Raw genomic sequence first — 20,043 nt, 5'->3', positions numbered from 1 at the left:
CGTTCCCAACCTCCGCCTCGCTACGCCCAGAGCAGAATGTGTCCGAAAGTAATGGTGATCAGCCGGTTGGTAACGGCAAACGTGTCGCCATGGCAAGCTTGTACGCGCGCCTGAGGGAAGAACGGTAGGCTACGCACACGTGTTCGATGCTTAGACCAGGGGAGCAAGAGTGACGGTAGTGGAGGCGGGTTACACAGCTCGTCACCTGTCGGTGCTTGAGGGCCTCGAGGCCGTACGCAAGCGGCCGGGCATGTACATCGGGTCCACCGACAGCCGCGGGCTCATGCACTGCCTCTGGGAGATCGTGGACAACGGGGTCGACGAGGCCCTGGCCGGCCACTGCGACCGCATCGAGGTCGAGCTCTACGCCGACGGCTCCATCGAGGTGCGGGACAACGGCCGCGGCATCCCCGTTGACATCCATCCCAAGACCGGCCTGGCCGGCGTCGAGCTCGTCTACACCAAGCTTCATGCCGGCGGAAAGTTCGGCAGCGGCTCCTACGGCGCCTCCGGCGGCCTCCATGGCGTGGGCGCCTCCGTGGTCAACGCCCTGTCCTCCCGGCTCGACGTCGAGGTCGACCTCGACGGGCGGGTCCACGAGATCAGCTTCAGGCGCGGCGTGCCCGGCGTCTTCGACGGCGACGGGCCCACGGCCAAGTTCAAGAAGAAGTCCGGGCTGCGGATCGGCGGCAGCCTGCCCAAGAACGTCACGGGCACCCGTGTGCGGTTCTGGGCCGACAAGCAGATCTTCCTGCCCGACGCCGAGGTCTCGCTCGACGAGATCCACGTGCGCCTGCGGCAGACCGCGTTCCTGGTGCCCGGCCTGACCCTGGCGGTCTTCGACAGCAGGGGCGAGGAGCGTACCGGCGAGGAGTTCCGCTTCGACGGCGGCATCTCCGAGTTCACCGAGTTCCTGGCCCGCGACGAGCCCGTCTGCGAGGTGCTGCGGCTGCAGGGCGTGGGCCACTTCCACGAGACCGTGCCGGTCCTCGACGACCAGGGCCACATGACGCCCACCGAGGTGCAGCGCGAGCTCACCGTCGACGTGGCGGTCCGGTGGGGCAAGGGTTACGAGTCGACCGTGCGCTCGTTCGTCAACGTGATCGCCACGCCCAAGGGCGGCACGCACCTGACCGGTTTCGAGCGCGGCCTGGTCCGCACGATCAACGAGCTGCTGCGCGAGACCCGCCTGCTGAAGAGCGGCGACGACCCGGTCAACAAGGAGGACATCTCCGAGGGGCTGACCGGCGTGGTCACCGTCCGGGTGCCCGAGCCGCAGTTCGAGGGGCAGACCAAGGAGGTGCTCGGCACCTCCGCGGCCACCCGCATCGTCTCCCACGTGGTCTCGCGCGAGCTCAAGGAGCTGTTCGCCAACCCGCCGCGCGGCTTCAAGCAGCCGCTGCGGGCCGTGCTGGAGAAGATCGTCGCCGCCGCCAAGGCCCGCATCGCGGCCCGCGAGCACCGCGACAACCAGCGTCGCAAGAGCGCCCTGGAGAACTCCGCGCTGCCCGCCAAGCTGGTCGACTGCCGCAGCGACGCCGTCGACCGCAGCGAGCTGTTCATCGTCGAGGGCGACTCCGCGCTCGGCACGGCCAAGCTGGCCCGCGACTCCGAGTTCCAGGCGCTGCTGCCGATCCGCGGCAAGATCCTCAACGTGCAGAAGGCGTCCGTGAGCGACATGCTCAAGAACGCCGAGTGCGCCGCCATCATCCAGGTGGTGGGGGCCGGGTCGGGGCGTTCGTTCGACATCGAGGCGGCCCGCTACGGCAAGGTCATCCTCATGGCCGACGCCGACGTCGACGGCGCGCACATCCGCTGCCTGCTGCTCACCCTGTTCCACCGCTACATGCGGCCGATGGTGGAGGCCGGCCGGGTGTTCGCGGCCGTGCCGCCGCTGCACCGCATCGAGCTCACCAACCCCGGGCGCGGCAAGGAGAAGTACATCTACTGCTACTCCGACGCCGAGCTGCAGAAGGTCCTGCGCGACCTGGAGCGGCGGGGCAAGCGCTGGAAGGACCCGGTGCAGCGGTACAAGGGCCTGGGGGAGATGGACGCCGACCAGCTCGCCGAGACCACGATGGACCCGCGGCACCGGGTGCTGCGCCGGGTGCGCATCGAGGACGCCGAGGGGGCCGAGGCCATCTTCAGCCTGCTCATGGGGAGCGACGTGGCGCCGCGACGGGAGTTCATCGTCAGCAGCGCGGCCGAGGTCGACCGCGACCACATCGACGCCTGAGCCTGGAGACGTCCACCCGGGGTCACATTTCTGGCCCCGGGTTTCGACGACACCGGCTCAGGAAGTTCCCTGAATTTCAGGGGCCTCGCGCCTATGCCCGCGGCGCTACCGTGCATCAACCTCGCTGACAGGACACCACGGGCCCGCGACGCGATGCCGGGCTTCCACAATGCCCTTCCATGTGTCCCGACCGTAAGACGGGCCCCGTGTCATCAGGCTGAGCTCTGCCGTGATGTCGGCGTCATCGGGCCAGGGCGACGCCGGGCACATCGCCCGCATTCGGCCGGGCATCGGGTTCAGGGCGGGCATTCAGGGCCTCGGAACGGCCCCGGCATCAAGAGGTTCTGGCTTGAAGAGGTGCGGCGTTGGCGGCGGATGGCGCGCGGGCTGGCTTGTGGAGACCTTCATGGGAGGTCGGCCCAGTCGGTCGATGCGCGGGCGCTACACGTTCGGTAGGGCGAGGGGCTGCTTGGCAACCCCGGCGACTCGATCTCTAAGGATTGTGCCTCGGTCGGAAAGGACCCGTCGGTCCCGCCGCCAGACGGCCCGCCCTGGCGGCACGCCGGTCGCAGCGCGTTCAGGGGCGCTTGTGGTGATGCGCTCTCTGTCGCACGTGGTCGTTCTCGGGTAACTCGGGCTCGCACGCCATCGACGGTTCGGCCGCCTGGGATGGGTTTCCTTTGCGGCGCAGCGCGCCTGGTTCTGGGGCTACTGCGCCGCTGCCGAGATGCGCAGCGGGTGTGGGCCGCTCGGGCCCGTTCATGGTCTACGTCGAGGACGTCAACCGGCGTGTCGGGTTGGCCGTCACCCGCCACCTGCGCCGCTCGGGTGTGCTCATGGTTCTGGTTGCGTCGTGCTTGGGGCATCGTGGGCCTTGCAACAGCTTTGTTGTCCGGCGATGCGCCGGACCGGCACTGGTGGCCTCAAGGCTCTCAGGGCCTCAGGTAAGGCTTCTGAGGTCAACGGCTGGGGTCAGGGCGCTCCTGGGGCGTTCTGGAGGCTCCTGGGGCTTCTTGGTGGCGTTAATGGGTGCGCTGGCGGGCCTCCTACCGGTCCTGGGGCCTTGGGGGCGGGTGGGGTTCACCGTCTTGGGGCACGCTGCTTCATGCTTCCGCTCGCCTTGCGGACGGTAAGCGCCAGTTACGTAGTGTCATCCGCGGGTCAGCGGGGTACGGGCGGGACGCAGCCGTTTCGCGGATTACCTCCTGGGACGAGCCCTGCCAGATCCCCCACGAAGTTCACGGCCCGACGGGCAGGGAGAGGAATGGCGATGGGGGTGACCGCGGCGGCGGCGGTGGACCTGGGGGCGGCGCGCATGCAGATGGCGTTGTCCCTCGGCTGGCACATCATCATCGCCTGCCTGGGCGTCGGCATGCCCGCCATCACCCTCCTGGCCGAGTGGCGGGGGCATCGCACCGGCGACAACAACTACCGGCTGCTGGCGCGACGCTGGGCCAGGGCGCTCGGGGTGCTGTTCGCGGTCGGCGCGGTCTCGGGGACGATCCTGTCGTTCGAGATGGGCCTCCTGTGGCCGGGCATGATGGGCGTGTACGGCGAGGTCATCGGCCTGCCGTTCTCGCTGGAGGGCATCGCGTTCTTCGTCGAGGCCATCTTCCTCGGCATCTACCTGTACGCCTGGGACCGGCTGCGGCCCGTCCCGCACCTGCTGACCGGGATCCCGATCGTGCTGGCGGGGGTGGCCAGCGCGTTCTTCGTGGTCGCCGCCAACGCCTGGATGCAGCAGCCCACCGGGTACGAGGTCGCGGGCGGCCGGATCGTGGCCGTCGATCCGTGGGCGGCGATGTTCAACCGGGCCACGCCGCCCCAGACGGTGCACATGATCCTGGCGGCGTTCATGGTGGCGGGGTTCCTGATGGCCGGCGTGTACGCGGCCGCCATGCTGCGCGGCCGGCGCGACCGCTACCACCGGCTCGGCCTGCTGCTGCCGCTCACGGTCGCGGCGGCCGTCACGCCCGTGCAGATCGGCGTCGGCGACTGGGCCGCGCACTTCGTGGCCGAGTACCAGCCGGTCAAGCTGGCCGCCATGGAGGGCGTGTTCCGCACGGGCCGGGGCGTGCCGCTGCACCTGGGCGGGATCGCGGTGGACGGCGAGCTGAAGTACGCCCTGGAGATCCCCTACGGCCTGTCCCTGCTGGCCCACTGGAACCCGCACGCCGAGATCGCCGGCCTGGAGCAGGTGCCGCTCGCCGACCGGCCGCCGGTCAACATGGTGCACTGGGCGTTCCAGATCATGGTGCTGGTGGGCTTCGGGCTGCTGCTGCTCGGGGCCTGCCTCGCGCTGTCCTGGAAACGGCGGCGTGACCTACCGGAGTCCCCGTGGTTCCTGCGCGCCGCCGCGCTGTCGGGCGTGGCCGCCGTGCTGGCGCTGGAGAGCGGCTGGGTGGTCACCGAGGTCGGACGCCAGCCGTGGATCGTGTTCCGGGTGATGCGCACGGCGGAGGCGGTCAACCCCGCGCCGGGCCTGGTGTACGGGTTCGCGCTGGTCACGGCGGTCTACGTGGTCCTGACCGTGGCCACCGTGTACGTGATGCGCCGTCTGTCCCGCGACGTGCCGGTGCCGCTGGCGCCGCAGGAGCCCGACGTCACCGGCTACAAGGTCGTGTGACGATGCCGCTGCCGCAGATCATGCTGGCCGTCCTGTGGATCGGGCTGACGGCGTACGTCCTGTTCGGGGGCGCCGACTTCGGCGGCGGCGTCTGGGACCTGCTGGCGGGCGGCGCCGAGCGCGGCCGGCGGCGGCGGGAGCTGGTGGAGCACTCCATCGGCCCGGTCTGGGAGGCCAACCACGTCTGGTTGATCTTCGTGATCGTGCTGGCCTGGACCGGTGTGCCGTCGGTGTTCGCCTCGGTCGCCTCCACCCTCTACATCCCGCTCACGCTGGTGGCGCTGGGCGTGATCGGGCGCGGCGCGGCGTTCGCGTTCCGCAAGGTCTCCTCGCGGCTCTGGCAGCGGCGGCTGTTCGGCGCCACCTTCGCCTTCTCGTCGGTGGTGACCCCGTTCTTCCTCGGCGCCGCGGCGGGCGGCATCGCCTCCGGCCGGGTGCCGCCCGGCGTCGCCAAGGGCGACCTGGTCGGGAGCTGGGTCAACCCGACGTCGATGGCGGTCGGCGCGCTGGGCGTCGGCACGGCCGCGTACCTGGCCGCCGTCTACCTGACCCGCGACGCCCGGCGCGGCGGCCAGGAGGACCTGGCCGAGCAGTTCCGGCGGCGGGCGCTGGGCTGCGGGGCGGTGGTCGGCGTGCTGGCGGCGGTGAGCCTGCTCGTGCTGCGCGCCGACGCGCCCGCCCTGTTCGCCGAGCTGACCACCGGCCGCGCCCTGCCGCTGCTGGCGCTGTCGGTGCTGGCCGGGCTGGCCTCGCTGGTGCTGCTGTGGCGGCGGTCCTATCTGGCGGTACGCCTCAGCGCCGCGCTGGCCGTGACCGGGCTGCTGTGGGGCTGGGGCGTGGGGCAGTACCCCGTGCTGCTCCCCGGCCTCACCCTCGACCAGGCCGCGGCCACCGACGCGGTGCTGGCGGCCAGCCTGGGCTCGCTGGCCGTCGGCGCGGTGCTGCTGGTCCCGTCGTTGTGGTGGTTGTACGCCACCTTCCAGCGCGAGCGCGGCGAGGTCAGTCGCCGACCGGCGTGAGCAGGCCCGTGCGCACGTCGTAGATCGCGCCCGTCACCGGCATGCCGGCGGGCAGGAACGGGGTCGTGCGGATGCGGGTGAGGTCGTGGCGCAGCGCCTCGCCCTGGTCGGGGACGGTGTGGAACTCCAGGCTGCGCGTGTCCACCCCGCGGGCGCTGGTCAGCTCGTGCACGTCGGCGTCCGTCACCTTGGTCATCCCGCAGTCGGTGTGCGGCATGACCAGGACGCGCTCGACGCCCAGCAGGTAAACGGCGAGGACCAGTGTGCGCAGCACGTCGTCGGTGACCCGCGCGCCGGCGTTGCGCAGGATCTTGGCGTCGCCGGGCTGCAGGCCCAGCAGGCCCAGCGGGTCGATGCGGGAGTCCATGCAGGTCACCACGGCAAGCCCGCGGGCTGCCCGGCCGGTGAGCCCGGAGTCGCCGAAGTCCTTGGCGTACTTCGCGTTGGCGGCATAGAGGTCGTCGAACGCAGTCATGCCTCAGATCTTCCCTTACGTCCCGAAGATGATGCTTTCCGGGGTGGCGACTGGCGCGAGTTCCCGAAGGTCCCACGAAAATCACTCACCTTGAGTGATGATGTCGTCACCATCTGTACGTCGTCGAAGAAGGTCAGTCGTGAGTAGGTCCGAATCGCTCGCCGCGTATCTCCGCGCTCAGGCCCGGCGCCGCCTCGACCGTGTGGAGTCCAACGACGACGGGCGCAACGCCAGATGCGCGCTGGCCCTGCTCGACACCGCCGCGTACGCCGCCGGCCTGCCCGAGGACGACCCGATCATCCTCATGCTCGACCAGGCGGGCTGCTACGGGCCGCTCGGCTGCGAGGAGTTCGACCCGGGTGAGGCCGGCGTCCGGCTGATCCGGTCGTGGACCGGTGGCGAGCCTCACGAGCTCCTGCTCGCCCTGCCCGCCGCCATCGAGGCCGCCGCCTCCGCCTGAGCGTGTTCAGGCCCTGTTCAGACCGTGTTCAGCCCCTGTTCAGACCGTGTTCAGGGCCGTGGGTTCGTTCCCCGGCCGCCACTTGATGCCGCAGCCGATCGAGGCGCGCTGCTCGGCCGGGACGGGATCGCCCGCCAGCAGCGCGTCGACCGCCGCCCGCAGCGAGGAGCCGGTCACCGGGACCGAGTTGCCCGGACGAGACCCGTCGAACTCCCCCCGGTAGACGAGCCGCAGGTCGCCGTCGTAGAGGAAGAAGTCGGGCGTGCAGGCCGCGCGGTAGGCCTTGGCGACGTCCTGGGTGTCGTCCAGCAGGTACGGGAACGGGAACCCCGCGCGCCGGGCCTGTTCGGCGAGGTGTGTGGGATCATCGTCGGGGTAGGTCACGCTGTCGTTGCTGCAGATGCCCACCACCGACAGCCTGGAGCCGTAGCCCGCGGCCAGTGTGCCGAGGCCCGTCTCGATGTGCCGTACGTAGGGGCAGTGGTTGGACAGGAAGACCACGAGCGTGGCGGGGGAGCCCTTGAGGTCCGCGAGCGAGACGCTGCCGCCGTCGATGGCGGTGAGGTCGAAGGCGGGCGCGGGGGTGCCCAGGGGAACCATGAACGAATTGGCAGCCATGACCTTCATTCTCGTCGGCCGGGACGCCGGCGAAACAAGCCCAGGAGGTGAATGATGGCCGGCATCGCGGAGTTCCGCACGACGGTCCTCGACTGCCCGGAGCCGCGGGCGCTCGCCGAGTTCTACGCGCGCCTGCTCGGCTGGCCCGTCACGTACGAGGACGACAGCTGGGTGGTCGTCGAGGACGGCGGCTCGCCCAAGCGCCTGGCCTTCCAGCGCGTGCCCGGCCACCGGCCGCCGACCTGGCCGGAGGGCGATCGGCCGCAGCAGCTCCACATCGACGTCACCGTCACCGACCTGGACAAGGCCGAGCGGCAGGTGCTGGAGATCGGCGCGACCAAGCACGAGCGGCAGCCGAGCGAGGATGACAGCTTCCGGGTGTTCCTCGACCCCGCCGGCCACACGTTCTGTCTCTGCCGCGACTGACCGGGCGCCCGCCCCCCGCCGGCGGGGCGGGCCACCCGTACGCCCGTAAGCCGGGGATCACACCAACAACGCCCCCGGCCGCGCCGGCGTGTCGGCCTGCGGCCCGGCGGCGAGGGCGCCGCCGACGGCGCCGATGGTGTGGGTCAGCCGCACGCCGGAGCCGTCGCGGCGGCCGATCTCCTCCGGCAGCGGCACCGGCTTGCCCACCGCCGAGACGGCCTTGGCGGGCGCGGGGCCGGCCCAGGCGAGCAGCAGCTCGTCCTCGCCCTTCAGGAACCGCTGGGCCCGCACGCCACCGGTGGCCCGGCCCTTGGCCGGGAACTCGGCGTAGTCGGAGACCTTGCCGCCCCCGACCTGCGTGCCCGGCAGCGCTGTCGAGGACCCGGCCACGGTGACCACCTGCGCCGGACGCGAGGGGTCGACCACGCCGAACCAGATCACCCGGGCGCCGTCGTCGAGCCGGATGCCGGCCATGCCGCCGGCCGGACGCCCCTGGGGACGCACCAGCGAGGCCGGGTAACGCAGGAGCTGGGCGTCGGAGGAGATGAAGACCAGGTCGTGGTCCTCGGAGTCGAGCTCGGCGGCGCCCACCACGGTGTCGCCGTCCTTGAGGGTGATCACTTCGAAGTCGTCGCGGTTGGCCGGGTAGTCGGGCACCACCCGCTTGACCACGCCCTGGGCCGTGCCGAGCGCCAGCCCGGGGCTGTCGGGGTCGAGCGAGCCGAGGCCCACGACCTTCTCGTCGGGCTGCAGCGAGACGAACTCGGAGACCGGATGGCCGCCCGACAGCGTCGGCGGGTTGGCCGAGGGCGGCAGCGTCGGCAGGTCGACGACCTGGACCCGGATCAACCGGCCCAACGACGTCACCACGCCCACCTCGCCGCGTACGGACGTGCGGGCCACCGACACCAGCACGTCGTGCGCCGAACGGTCGCCCTCACCCGCCAGCGGAGCCGCGTCGGAGGTGCGGGCCAGCAGCCCCGTGGAGGACAGCAGCGCCCAGCACGGGTCGTCGGCCACCTGGAGCGAGGCCACCGGCGTGCGGGCCACGCCCGGCGCCTCCAGCAGCACGGTACGGCGCGGCGTGGCGTACTTCTTGGCCACCTCGGCCAGCTCGCCCGAGACCACCTGCCGCAGCTTCGCCTCGGAGGACAGGATCTCGGTCAGCGCCGCGATCTCCTCGCTCAGCGTCTGCTTCTCCTGGTCGAGCTCCAGCTTGTCGAACCTGGTCAGCCGGCGCAGCGGCGTGTCGAGGATGTAGGCGGCCTGGATGTCGGTCAGGTCGAAGACCTCCATCAACCGGGCGCGGGCCTGCGCCGAGTCGTCGGAGGAACGGATGACCTGGATGACCTCGTCGATGTTGAGCAGCGCGATGATCAGGCCGTCGACCAGGTGCAGGCGCTCCTCGCGCTTGCGCCGGCGGTACTCCGACCTGCGCCGCACGACCTCCAGCCGGTGGTCGACGTAGACCTGCAGCAGCTCGCGCAGGCCGAGCGTGCGCGGCTCGCCGTCGACCAGGGCGACGTTGTTGATGCCGAAGGTCTCCTCCATCGGCGTGAGCCGGTAGAGCTCCTCCAGGACGGCCTCGGGGATGAAGCCGTTCTTGATCTCGATGACCAGGCGCAGGCCCTTGTGCCGGTCGGTGAGGTCCTTCAGGTCGGCGATGCCCTGGAGCTTCTTGCTGGTCACCAGCTCCTTGATCTTGGTGACCACGCGCTCGGGGCCGACGTTGTAGGGCAGCTCGGTGACGATGATGCCCTTGCGCCGCGGCGTGATCTGCTCGACCGCGCACCTGGCCCGCATGCGGAACGTGCCGCGCCCGGTCTCGTAGGCGTCGCGCACGCCCTGCAGCCCGATGATCGAGCCGCCGGTCGGCAGGTCGGGGCCGGGCACGAACTTCATCAGTTCGTCGAGCGTGGCGTCGGGCTTCTTGATCAGGTGGCGGGCGGCGGCCACGACCTCGGCGAGGTTGTGCGGCGCCATGTTGGTCGCCATGCCGACCGCGATGCCGGTGGTGCCGTTGACCAGCAGGTTGGGGAACGCCGACGGCATGACCGTGGGCTCGGTCTCCTGGCCGTCGTAGTTGGGCTTGAAGTTGACGGTGTCCTCGTCGAGCGACTCCACCATGAGCATCGCCGCCGGGGCCAGCCTGGCCTCGGTGTACCGCATGGCGGCCGGCAGGTCGTCGGGGGAGCCGAAGTTGCCGTGGCCGTCGACCAGCGGCAGGCGCATCGAGAACGGCTGCGCCAGGCGCACGAGGGCGTCGTAGATGGCGCTGTCGCCATGGGGGTGGAGCTTGCCCATGACGTCGCCGACGACGCGCGAGGACTTGACGTGGCCGCGGTCGGGACGCAGGCCCATCTCGCTCATGGAGTAGAGGATGCGCCGCTGCACCGGTTTGAGGCCGTCGCGAGCGTCGGGCAGAGCCCGCTGGTAGATCACCGAGTACGCGTACTCGAGATAGCTCTTGCGCATCTCGGAGGAGACGTCGATGTCGACGATCCGCTCCTCGAAGTCCTCAGGCGGGGGTGCAGTCGTACGTCGGGCCATGTCGAACATTGTGCCGAAGAGACTCGGGTGCCCGCGACTCGTCGGCGCGCCGCCCCGGTCTTGACCAAGCAATTGCTTGGGTCTTAACGTCGGAGGCGAGGACCCCGTCCACCCGCCTCCGGAGGCTTCGCCATGATCGAGTTCCATCCCGTGACCAAGCACATCGGCGCCGAGGTCACCGGGGTCGATCTGCGCAAACCCCTCTCCCCGGAAGACGTCGCGACCCTGCGCGAGGGGTGGCTGCGGCACCTGGTGCTGTTCTTCCGCGACCAGCACATCGACGACGAACAGCATCTGCAGTTCGCACTCAACTTCGGCACGATCAATCATCCGGCGTTCAAGAAGGACTCCGGCAGCCCGATCCACATCCTCGACCAGACCTCCCCGAAGGGCGAGGGCGGGGACGAATGGCACAGCGACAACACCTTCGAGCCCACGCCGCCGATGGGCTCGCTGCTGCGCTGCATGCAACTGCCGAGCGTGGGCGGCGACACCTGCTGGGCCAACACGTACCTGGCCTACGAGACGCTGTCGCCGTCGATCCAGCGGCTGTGCGACGAGCTGACCGCCGTGCACGACATCACGATGTCGATGAAGAAGGCGATCTCCAAGGGGCACCCGTTCGACCTGGCCGAGATCCAGGCCAAATGGCCGCCGGTGGAGCGCCCGGTGGTCCGCGTGCACGCCGAGACCGGGCGCAAGGCCCTGTTCGTCAACCGCGCCTCCACCACCCGGCTGGTGGGCCTGAGCGACCGGGAGAACGAGGCCCTGCTGCCGCTGCTCATCGACCACATCCGCTCGCCCGAGTACCAGTGCAGGCTGAACTGGCGTCCCGGCACGCTGGCCTTCTGGGACAACCGCCCCACCCAGCACTACGCGGTCGCCGACTACACCGAACGCCGCCGCATGCACCGCGTCACGATCAACGCCTTCCCCGAGCACGCGGACCGGGAGCGCCTCACAGCTTGAGCGAGATGGCCTGGCGTTCGTCCCGCCGCCTGGTCCGCACGACGCGCGGTGGGCCGGTTCCGTCGGTGGAAGCTGGTAATAAGGGGGGCATGATTGAAGCCCCCGACGCGGCGATGCTGCGCGAAGAGGCCGAGGAGCGGCTGCGGGCCCTGGCCGGCGACCACGCCCGGCTGCGAGACGACCAGTGGTCCGCCATCGAGGCGCTCGTGCTCGACCGGCGCAGGGTGCTCGTCGTGCAGCGCACCGGCTGGGGCAAGTCCGCCGTCTACTTCGTGGCCACCGCCCTGCTGCGCGAGCTCGGCGAGGGCCCCACGGTCATCGTCTCGCCGCTGCTGGCCCTCATGCGCAACCAGATCGCCGCCGCCGAGCGCGCCGGCATCAGGGCCGTCACCATCAACTCCGCCAACCCCGAGGCGTGGGAGGAGATCTACGGCCAGGTCGCCGAGGGCATGGTCGACGTGCTGCTGGTCAGCCCCGAACGGCTCAACAACCCCGACTTCCGCGACAACGTGCTGCCCGAGCTGGCCGAGAGCGCCGGGCTCGTGGTCGTCGACGAGGCCCACTGCATCTCCGACTGGGGCCACGACTTCCGGCCCGACTACCGCCGGCTCGCCACGCTGTTCGACGAGCTGCCGCCCGGCATCCCGGTGCTGGCCACCACCGCCACGGCCAACGCCCGCGTCACCCGCGACGTCGCCGAGCAGATGGGCGAGGGCACGTTCGTGCTGCGCGGCCCGCTGGAGCGCGAGAGCCTCCACCTGAGCGTCGTCAAGCTGCCCTCGGCCGAGCAGCGCCTGGCCTGGCTGGCCCAGACCCTGCGCGAGCTGCCGGGCTCCGGCATCGTCTATACGCTCACCGTCGCCGCCGCCCACGAGATCGCCGGCTACCTGCGCGAGCAGGGCCACGAGGTGGCCGCCTACTCCGGCCAGACCGACCCGGCCGAGCGGCTGGCCGCGGAGGAGGCGCTGCTCAACAACAAGATCAAGGCGCTGGTCGCCACGAGCGCGCTCGGCATGGGGTTCGACAAGCCCGACCTGGGCTTCGTCGTGCACGTCGGCGCGCCGCAGTCGCCCGTCGCCTACTACCAGCAGGTCGGCCGGGCCGGGCGCGGCGTCGAGCGGGCCGAGGTCATCCTGCTGCCCGGCACGGAAGACCGCGAGATCTGGGCCTACTTCACCTCCCTGGCCTTCCCGCCCGAGCCCGTCGTGCGCGCCACGCTCCAGGCGCTCGAACAGGGCGGCGTGATGTCCACCCAGGCCCTGGAGACCGCGGTCGACCTGAGCCGCAGCCGCCTGGAGATGATGCTCAAGGTCCTCGACGTCGACGGAGCCGTGCGCCGGGTCAAGGGCGGCTGGGAGTCCACCGGCGAGCCCTGGGCCTACGACGCCGAGCGCTACGCCCGCATCGCCGCCGAGCGCAAGGCCGAGCAGGATGCCATGCTGCGCTACCTGACCACCGAGGAGTGCCGCGAGCAGTACCTGCGCAGGCACCTCGACGACGACACCGCCACGCCCTGCGGCCGCTGCGACAACTGCACCGGCCGCCACCGCTCGCCGGAGATCGCCGCCCAGGCCGTCGAAACCGCCCGCGAACGCCTGAGCAGGCCCGGCGTCGAGATCGAGGCGCGCAGGCAGTGGCCCACCGGCCTGGCCGACCTGTCCGGCAGGATCAAGCCTGAGCTCGGCGCCGAGCCGGGCCGCGCGCTCGGCCGGCTGACCGACATCGGCTGGGGCAACCGGCTGCGCGAGCTGCTCGCCGGGGCCGACGGGCCGATGGCCGACGACATGTTCAAGGCCGTCGTCCAGGTGTTGTCGGCGTGGGACTGGCAGCAGCGGCCGGTGGCCGTGGTCAACGTGCCGTCGGCCACGCGCCCGCAGCTCGTGCGCGGCTTCGCCGAACGGCTGGCGCAGGTGGGCCGGCTGACCTACCTGGGCGAGCTGGGCTACCGGGCGGGGTCGCCTGGCCGGCAGTTCAACAGCGCCAAGCGCGTCCAGGCGATCAGGGGCACGCTGGCGATGCCGAAGGACCTCGGCGCCGCGATCGCCCAGTGCGGCGGCCCGGTGCTGCTGATCGACGACCGCGTGGACACGGGCTGGACGATGACCTTGGCGGCGGCCCTGATCCGGCACGCGGGCGCGCCGGCGGTGCTGCCGCTCGCGCTGGCCACCACGTCCTGACGGGTGGAAGGAAGCCCGGCCGGGGCAGGGGAGGCCCGGCCGGGGAGCGGGTCAGAACGGCGGGCGCGCGCCCAGGTGCATGATGGCCTTGGCGGCGAGCCGGCAGCCGGCGGCCAGCGACTCGGCCGGCGGCTTGCCGGCCAGCCACGGCGGCAGGAACCCGGCCGAGAACGCGTCACCCGCGCCCGTGCCGTCGACGATCTTGTCGACCGGCTCGGCGGCCACCCGGACCGGGTCGGGGCGGCCGTTGCTGAACCACAGCGCGCCCTCGGCGTTCATCTTGATGACGACCTGCGGGAACCACGCGGTGAGCACCTTGGCCGCGGCCTCGGCGTCGTCGCGGCCGGTCAGCACCTTGGCCTGGTCGATGTTGGCGAACAGCAGCTTCGCGCCGTTGGTCCATTCGAGGAACGGCTCGGCGCCCGTGCGCTCCAGCGGCGCCGAGGAGGCGCAGTCGACCGAGATCGACATGCCCGTGCGGCGGGCCATGTCGAGCGCCGCGAGACCGGCGTCGCGCGAGCCCTCGTTGACCAGCGTGTAGCCCGACAGGTGCAGGTGGGCGCCCGAGGCGAACAGGTCGCGCGGCAAATCTTCGGGCGACAGGGCGGCGTTGGCGCCCGGGTCGGAGAGCATCGTGCGCTCGCCCTTGTGCGTGACGAGCACCACGCAGGTGCCGGTGGGCCGCTCGGGGTCCATGACGAGCCGGGCGTCGACGCCGTAGCCCATCAGCTCCATGTCGCGGTTGCGGCCGGTGATGTCGGCGCCCCGGCGGCCGATGAAGGCCACCTCCGCGCCCTCGACGGCGAGCCACGAGGCGATGTTGGCGCCGGAGCCGCCGCCGTGCATCGTCACGATCGCGGGCGTGTCACTCGCCCTGGCGAGCGCGTAACGGGCGCGCGCGACCGCGTCGGTCATGAGATCGCCCACCACGACGACCCGCGTCATGATGCCACCACCTTGCTGCCTTCAGAACGACCCTGGCCACGGCAAAACTAACAGCTTCCGGGCTGTTCGTGGGGCTGACCCCGGACACCGGGCAGCAGTCGATGCACAAGCGTTGCCCAACAGGCCCGCCGGTCTTGGCATGTGGGATGCGGGTTTACGCTCGTGGCGTGGAGGCACAGTATCCGGCCCACTGGGAGGCCGACGTCGTCCTGGCCGACGGAGGCACCGCGCACGTGCGCCCCATCAGGCCCGCCGACGCCGACCGTCTGCGTGCTTTCTACTCCCGTCTGTCGGCCGAGTCGATCTATTTCCGGTTCTTCGGCCCCCGGCCCCGGCTGTCCGACCGCGACGTCGAGCGCTTCACCAACGTCGACTACGTCAATCGCGTGGCCCTCATCGCCACCATCGGCGCCGAGATGGTCGCGGTCATCCGCTACGACCGCACCGAGCCGGGCGAGGCCGAGGTCGCCTTCCTGGTCGAGGACGCCCACCAGGGCAGGGGCGTGGCCTCCGTGCTGCTGGAGCACCTGGCGGCCACGGCCCGCGAGCGCGGCATCGAGCGGTTCGTCGCCGACGTGCTGCCCGCCAACATGAAGATGATGGGCGTCCTGCGGCAGGCCGGCTACACCGCGCAGAGCCAGTTCGCCGACGGCGTCGTCCGCATGACCCTCGACCTGACCCCGACCGAGACCTCGGCCGAGGTGACGACCTCGCGCGAGCACCGGGCCGAGTCGCGGTCGATCGCGCGCCTGCTGGCCCCCGGCTCGGTCGCGGTCATCGGCGCCTCGCGCGAGCCCGGCGGCGTCGGCCAGACCGTCCTGCGCAACCTGCTGGCGGCCGACTTCACCGGCCCGGTCTACCCCGTCCACCGGCAGGTGCGGGCCGTCGCGGGCGTGCGGGCCTACCCCAGCGTGACCGAGATCGACGGCGAGGTCGACCTGGCGGTCGTGGCCGTGCCCGCCGAGGGCGTCCTCGACGTGGTCAAGGAGTGCGCGGAGAAGGGCGTCCACGGGCTGGTCGTGGTCTCCTCCGGGTTCGGCGAGACCGGCGCGTCCGGCCGCGCCCGGCAGGACGAGCTGGCCCGCATCGCCCGCTCCTACGGCCTGCGCGTGGTCGGCCCCAACTGCCTGGGCATCGCCAACACCGACCCGGCCGTCAAGCTCAACGCCACGCTGGCCGCCACCGTGCCGGGCCGCGGCAGGGTGGGCTTCTTCAGCCAGTCGGGCGCGCTCGGCACCGCGCTGCTCCAGCGCGTGGCCCAGCGCGGCATGGGCATCTCGTCGTTCGTCTCGGCCGGCAACCGCGCCGACGTCTCGGGCAACGACCTCCTGCAGTACTGGGAGGAGGACGCCGCGACCGAGGTCATCCTGCTCTACCTGGAGTCGCTGGGAAACCCGCGCAAGTTCACCCGGCTGGCCAGGCGCATCGCGCGCAACAAGCCGATCGTGGTGGTCAAGAGCGGCGGCACCCCGGCCGGCCACTCGGCCGAGGAGCTCGGGCTGCCCGACTCCGCGATCAGCTCCCTGTTCGCCCAGGCCGGCCTGATCAGGGTCGACGACCTCATCCAGCTCTTCGACGTGGGCCAGCTGCTGGCCTACCAGCCGCTGCCCGCCGGGCCCAGGGTCGCGCTCGTGACCAACTCCGACGCCCTCGGCCTGCTGGCCGCCGACTCCTGCCTTTCGGCCGGCCTCGAACCGCGCCCGCCGGTCAACCTGGGCGCCGCGGCCGGGCCGGCCGAGTTCGGCGCGGCGCTGGCCGGCGAGCTGGCCGCCGACGAGGTCGACGCGGCCGTCGTGATCTACATGCCGCCGATCCCCGGCGAGTCGGACGAGGTGGCGGCCGAGCTGCTGCGCGTCTCGCAGGGCTCCGCCAAGCCGGTGCTGGCCACGTTCCGCGGGCATCTCGGCATGCACCCGTCGCTGCGCGTGCCCAGTGGCTCCGGCGGCACGCCCGCGCGGGGCTCCATCCCGTCGTACGCGGCTCCGGAGGAGGCGGTCAGGGCCCTGGCCCACGTGGTCCGGTACGCCACCTGGCGGGCGCATCCGGCGGTGCCGCCGCCCGAGCTCGACGGCCTCGACACCGCCCGCGCCCGCGAGCTGGTGCTGGCCGCGCTGTCCGGCGCCCCGGCCCCGGCGGGGGAGGAGCCGGGCGGGTTCGCCGAGCCCGGCCCGCCGGTCGAGATCGACGCCACCGAGCTGCTGTCGTCCTACGGGCTGACCGTCTGGCCCGCCGAGGTCGTCGGCTCGCCGGAGGAGGCCGTGGCCGCCGCCGAACGGCTCGGCTGGCCCGTGGTGCTCAAGGTGGCCGACCCGGGGGCCTCGCGCCGCGCGGGCACCGTACGCCTGGGGCTCACCGGCCCCGAGATGGTGCGCCACGCCTACGCCGAGTTCGCCGACCAGCTCGGCGAGCGGGTCGAGCTGGCCGTGCAGCGCATGGCGCCGCAGCCGGCCGTGCCCACCGTCGTGGGGGTCGTCGAGGATCGCGCATTCGGGCCGGTGGTCTCGTTCGGGCTCGGCGAGGTGACCGCCCGGCTGCTGCTCGACCAGGGCTTCCGGCTGGCCCCGCTGACCGGCGAGGACGCCGCCGCCCTGGTGCGTTCCGTACGCGCGGCCCCGCTGCTGTTCGGCGAGTACGGCTACCCGCCCGTCGCCGTCCCCGCCCTGGAGGAGCTGCTCGTCCGCGTGGGCCGCCTGGCCAACGACCTGCCGCAGGTGGCCCGGCTCGACCTCGACCAGGTGCTGGTGGGCGAGTCGGAGGTGCTGATCCTGGGCGCCCGCGCCACCCTGCGCACCCCGGCCGGACCACGCCTGGACGGCGGCCCGAGAAGGCTCTCCTGACCGCGCACACAATGTCGTTCATGTCTAGACAAAGACGTTCATAGAGCGTTATGTCTGGCGGGTGAGTGCACTGCGCGGCCCTGGCAGGATGGAGGCATGAGGGAAACCCGAGTCTCAGCCGCGGGCCTGCGTGAAGCGATCGAGCGCAGCGGCTACTACCCCGACCTCGTCACCGATGCGGTCGAATCCGCGCTGGGCAAGGAGGCCGTGACCGCGTTCGTGGTCCACCACGAGGCCACCTTCGATCCCGCGATGGAGGTCCGCAGGCACGTCACCGTCCTGGTGCTGTCCACGACGAGGCTGCTGGTCTGCCACACCGACGAGCACCCGGCGGTCGAGGGCGTCTCGGCCTCCCACGCGTCCACCACCACCGAGGCGGTCCGGCTGAGCCGCGTGCAGTCGGTGGCCGTCACCCGCGTGGTGCCCGACCCGGCCTCCTACGTGCCGGGCGTCCCGCCCACGGAGGTCACCCTCACCATCGGCTGGGGCGCGATCTCCCACGTCGACCTGGAGCCGGCCACCTGCGGCGACGAGAACTGCGACGCCGACCACGGCTACACCGGCGCGATCACCGCCGACGACCTGTCGCTGCGGGTCAGCGAGGCGGCCGACGGCCCCGAGGCGGTCACCCACGTGCTGGCCTTCGCCAAGGCCCTGTCCGAGGCCACCGCCCGAGCCGCCGCCTGACCACGACGGCCCGCCGTTCGGCGCCTCGCCCGGCCGTCCCAGGTGACCGTCAGGGCCGCCGCCCGACCACCCCCGGCCACTAGGATGTGGGGATGCTGCCGGACTACGGCGCCGGGTCGCTGGCGGACCTCCCCGGTTCGCTGCTGGCCGCCCTCGGCCTGACCGAGCCCAACCCGCTCGCCCTCGACCCCGCGGCGCGCGTCTGCCTGCTCCTGGTCGACGGCCTGGGGGCCGAGCTGCTCCGCGCCCACCCCGAGACCGCCCCCTTCCTGTCCGCCCTGCCCGCCCGCACCCTCACCGCCGGTTTCCCCGCCACCACCGTCACCAGCCTGTGCTCGCTCGGCACCGGCCTGACCCCGGGCGAGCACGGCATGGTCGGCCTGACGCTGGCCGTCCCCGGCACCGGCCACCTGTTCAACTGCCTGCGCTGGACCCTCCCCGGCGGCCGGACGATGGACCCCGACGAGTGGCAGCCCGCCCCCACCGTCTACCAGCGAGCCGCGGCCCAGGGCGTCGACGCCGTCTACGTCGCCCCCGCCGAGTTCGAGGGCTCCGGCCTGACCAGGGCCGTCTACCGCGGCGTGCGCTACGTGCCCGCCGACGGCGTCGACGACATCGTCGCCCGCGTCGGCGAGGTGCTGCGCGCCGCGCCCCGCGCCCACGTCACCGCCTACTACGGCAAGCTCGACGCCGTCGGACACATGTCCGGATGGGGTGGCGCGGAGTGGCTGGGCGAGCTGGCCGTCGTCGACGGCCTAGCCCGGCGGCTGGCCGAGTCGCTGCCGCCCGGTTCGGCCCTCTACGTCACCGCCGACCACGGCATGGTCAACGCCACCGAGAAGCTCGACGCCGAGCGCGTGCCCGCGCTGACCGAGGGCGTGGCGCTGCTCGGCGGCGAGGCGCGGGCCAGGCACGTCTACGCCGAGCCCGGAGCCGCCGGGCACGTCCTGGAGGCGTGGCGCGCGACCCTCGGCGACCGCGCCTGGGTAGTGTCCAGGCAGGAGGCGGTCGAGTCCGGCTGGTTCGGGCCCCGGGTGCGCGAGGCGTGGCTGGGCCGCATCGGCGACGTCGTGGCCGTGCCCCGCGCCGGTCTGGCCATCACCGCCCCCACCCGTCATCCGATCGAGGCGCTGTTCACCGGCTACCACGGCTCGCTGACCGCCGCCGAGCTCAACGTCCCGCTGCTGGAGGTATCCACCCGATGAGTGCGCTGATCACGCCCGCCGAGCTCGCCGCGCTGCCCGACGTCTCCTTGCTCGACGTGCGCTGGCGGCTCGGCGGCCCGCCCGGCGTGCAGCTCTACCGTGAGGGGCACCTCGCCGGCGCCGTCTTCTGCGACGTCGACGCCGACCTCGCCGCGCCCCCCGGCCCCGCCGGCCGCCACCCGCTGCCCGGCGCCGAGGAGTTCCAGCGGGCCATGCGCGCGCTCGGCGTGTCCGACGGGCGCCCGGTCGTGGTCTACGACGACGCCGGCTCCACGACCGCCGCCCGCGCCTGGTGGGCCCTGCGCTACTTCGGCCACCGGTCCGTACGCGTGCTCGACGGCGGCCTGGCGGCCTGGGCCGAGGCCGGCCTGCCGATCACGAAGGACGAGCCCGAGGTCGCGCCGGGCGACTTCACCGCCAGGCCCGGCGGCATGCCGACGCTGACCGCCGACGATGCCGCCGCGGTGGCCGCCGAGGGCGTGCTGCTCGACGCCCGCGCCGCCGAGCGTTACCGGGGCGAGGTCGAGCCCGTCGATCCGGTGGCCGGGCACGTGCCCGGCGCGGTGAGCGCGCCCACGACCGGCAACGTCGACCAGGGCGGCAGGTTCCTCGCCCCGGCCGTCCTGCGCGACCGCTTCGCCGGGCTGGGCGTGCGCGAGGGCGTCCCGGTGGGCGCCTACTGCGGGTCGGGGGTCACCGCCGCCCACGAGGTGCTGGCCCTGGAGCTGGCCGGCGTGCCCGCGGCCCTCTACGTCGGCTCGTGGTCGAACTGGGTCGCCGACCCCGCCCGCCCGGTGGCCACCGGCTGACGCC

15 protein-coding genes are annotated in these 20,043 nt (G+C 72.3%); 11 read left to right on the top strand and 4 right to left on the bottom strand.

Features of this window, described 5'->3' with window-relative positions; all coding sequences use genetic code 11:
• The first annotated feature begins 169 nt into the window (after positions 1 to 169).
• The 3 genes from ABT158_RS26470 (at position 170) to ABT158_RS26460 (ending at position 5,881) form a co-directional block, all read left to right on the top strand.
• Complete coding sequence (locus ABT158_RS26470) at positions 170 to 2,236, top strand: DNA gyrase/topoisomerase IV subunit B (protein WP_352357726.1); 2,067 nt, start codon at positions 170 to 172, stop codon at positions 2,234 to 2,236.
• Between the two features lie 1,270 nt (positions 2,237 to 3,506).
• Entirely contained in the window at positions 3,507 to 4,862 is a 1,356-nt protein-coding gene (locus ABT158_RS26465) for a cytochrome ubiquinol oxidase subunit I (RefSeq protein ID WP_352357724.1), read from the top strand.
• A 2-nt stretch (positions 4,863 to 4,864) separates the two neighbouring features.
• Positions 4,865 to 5,881, top strand: a complete 1,017-nt coding sequence (locus tag ABT158_RS26460; RefSeq protein ID WP_352357722.1) for a cytochrome d ubiquinol oxidase subunit II — start codon at positions 4,865 to 4,867, stop codon at positions 5,879 to 5,881.
• Here ABT158_RS26460 and ABT158_RS26455 read toward each other — a convergent pair.
• A complete protein-coding gene (locus ABT158_RS26455) occupies positions 5,862 to 6,356 on the bottom strand; it encodes a beta-class carbonic anhydrase (RefSeq protein WP_352357720.1) in 495 nt (164 codons plus the stop codon). The genes ABT158_RS26460 and ABT158_RS26455 overlap by 20 nt on opposite strands.
• Before the next feature lie 139 nt (positions 6,357 to 6,495).
• Here ABT158_RS26455 and ABT158_RS26450 point away from each other — a divergent pair, with 139 nt between their 5' ends.
• Positions 6,496 to 6,816: a hypothetical protein gene (locus tag ABT158_RS26450; protein WP_352357718.1), complete on the top strand. Its 321-nt coding sequence runs from the start codon at positions 6,496 to 6,498 to the stop codon at positions 6,814 to 6,816.
• 39 nt (positions 6,817 to 6,855) lie between these two features.
• On the opposite strand, the gene ABT158_RS26445 is transcribed toward ABT158_RS26450, so the two are convergent.
• Entirely contained in the window at positions 6,856 to 7,434 is a 579-nt protein-coding gene (locus ABT158_RS26445; protein ID WP_352357716.1) for a thioredoxin family protein, read from the bottom strand.
• Between the two features lie 51 nt (positions 7,435 to 7,485).
• Between ABT158_RS26445 and ABT158_RS26440 the strand changes: the two genes are divergently transcribed.
• A complete protein-coding gene (locus ABT158_RS26440) occupies positions 7,486 to 7,860 on the top strand; it encodes a VOC family protein (RefSeq protein WP_352357714.1) in 375 nt (124 codons plus the stop codon).
• Between the two features lie 57 nt (positions 7,861 to 7,917).
• Here ABT158_RS26440 and ABT158_RS26435 read toward each other — a convergent pair whose 3' ends face one another.
• Positions 7,918 to 10,419 (bottom strand): DNA gyrase/topoisomerase IV subunit A, encoded by a 2,502-nt coding sequence (locus ABT158_RS26435; RefSeq protein WP_352357712.1) that lies wholly within the window; start codon positions 10,417 to 10,419, stop codon positions 7,918 to 7,920.
• Positions 10,420 to 10,542: 123 nt separating this feature from the next.
• Between ABT158_RS26435 and ABT158_RS26430 the strand changes: the two genes are divergently transcribed.
• Together ABT158_RS26430 and ABT158_RS26425 are read left to right on the top strand one after the other, a co-directional pair.
• Complete coding sequence (locus tag ABT158_RS26430; RefSeq protein WP_352357710.1) at positions 10,543 to 11,379, top strand: TauD/TfdA dioxygenase family protein; 837 nt, start codon at positions 10,543 to 10,545, stop codon at positions 11,377 to 11,379.
• A gap of 89 nt (positions 11,380 to 11,468) precedes the next feature.
• A complete protein-coding gene (locus tag ABT158_RS26425) occupies positions 11,469 to 13,556 on the top strand; it encodes a RecQ family ATP-dependent DNA helicase (RefSeq protein ID WP_352357708.1) in 2,088 nt (695 codons plus the stop codon).
• A gap of 51 nt (positions 13,557 to 13,607) precedes the next feature.
• On the opposite strand, the gene ABT158_RS26420 is transcribed toward ABT158_RS26425, so the two are convergent.
• A complete protein-coding gene (locus ABT158_RS26420; protein ID WP_352323632.1) occupies positions 13,608 to 14,501 on the bottom strand; it encodes a carbohydrate kinase family protein in 894 nt (297 codons plus the stop codon).
• A 167-nt stretch (positions 14,502 to 14,668) separates the two neighbouring features.
• On the opposite strand from ABT158_RS26420, the gene ABT158_RS26415 reads away from it, so the two are divergent.
• The 4 genes from ABT158_RS26415 to ABT158_RS26400 all read left to right on the top strand — a co-directional run bounded on the left by ABT158_RS26415 (position 14,669) and on the right by ABT158_RS26400 (position 20,039).
• Complete coding sequence (locus tag ABT158_RS26415; protein ID WP_352357706.1) at positions 14,669 to 17,338, top strand: bifunctional acetate--CoA ligase family protein/GNAT family N-acetyltransferase; 2,670 nt, start codon at positions 14,669 to 14,671, stop codon at positions 17,336 to 17,338.
• Positions 17,339 to 17,434: 96 nt separating this feature from the next.
• Positions 17,435 to 18,025, top strand: a complete 591-nt coding sequence (locus ABT158_RS26410; RefSeq protein WP_352323634.1) for a DUF5998 family protein — start codon at positions 17,435 to 17,437, stop codon at positions 18,023 to 18,025.
• Positions 18,026 to 18,117: 92 nt separating this feature from the next.
• The gene (locus ABT158_RS26405) at positions 18,118 to 19,230 is read left to right on the top strand and encodes an alkaline phosphatase family protein (protein WP_352357703.1); all 1,113 of its coding nucleotides are present in this window, start codon (positions 18,118 to 18,120) and stop codon (positions 19,228 to 19,230) included.
• Positions 19,227 to 20,039, top strand: coding sequence for a sulfurtransferase (locus ABT158_RS26400; RefSeq protein WP_352357701.1), 813 nt, complete (start codon positions 19,227 to 19,229; stop codon positions 20,037 to 20,039). Before ABT158_RS26405 ends, ABT158_RS26400 begins: the two co-directional genes overlap by 4 nt.
• Positions 20,040 to 20,043: the final 4 nt, after the last annotated feature.

The organism is Nonomuraea sp. NPDC001636, assembly GCF_040298265.1.
Classification (GTDB): domain Bacteria; phylum Actinomycetota; class Actinomycetes; order Streptosporangiales; family Streptosporangiaceae; genus Nonomuraea.
The sequence above is the reverse complement of the archived record's forward strand: the minus strand, read 5'-3'. Positions and strand labels throughout refer to the sequence as shown.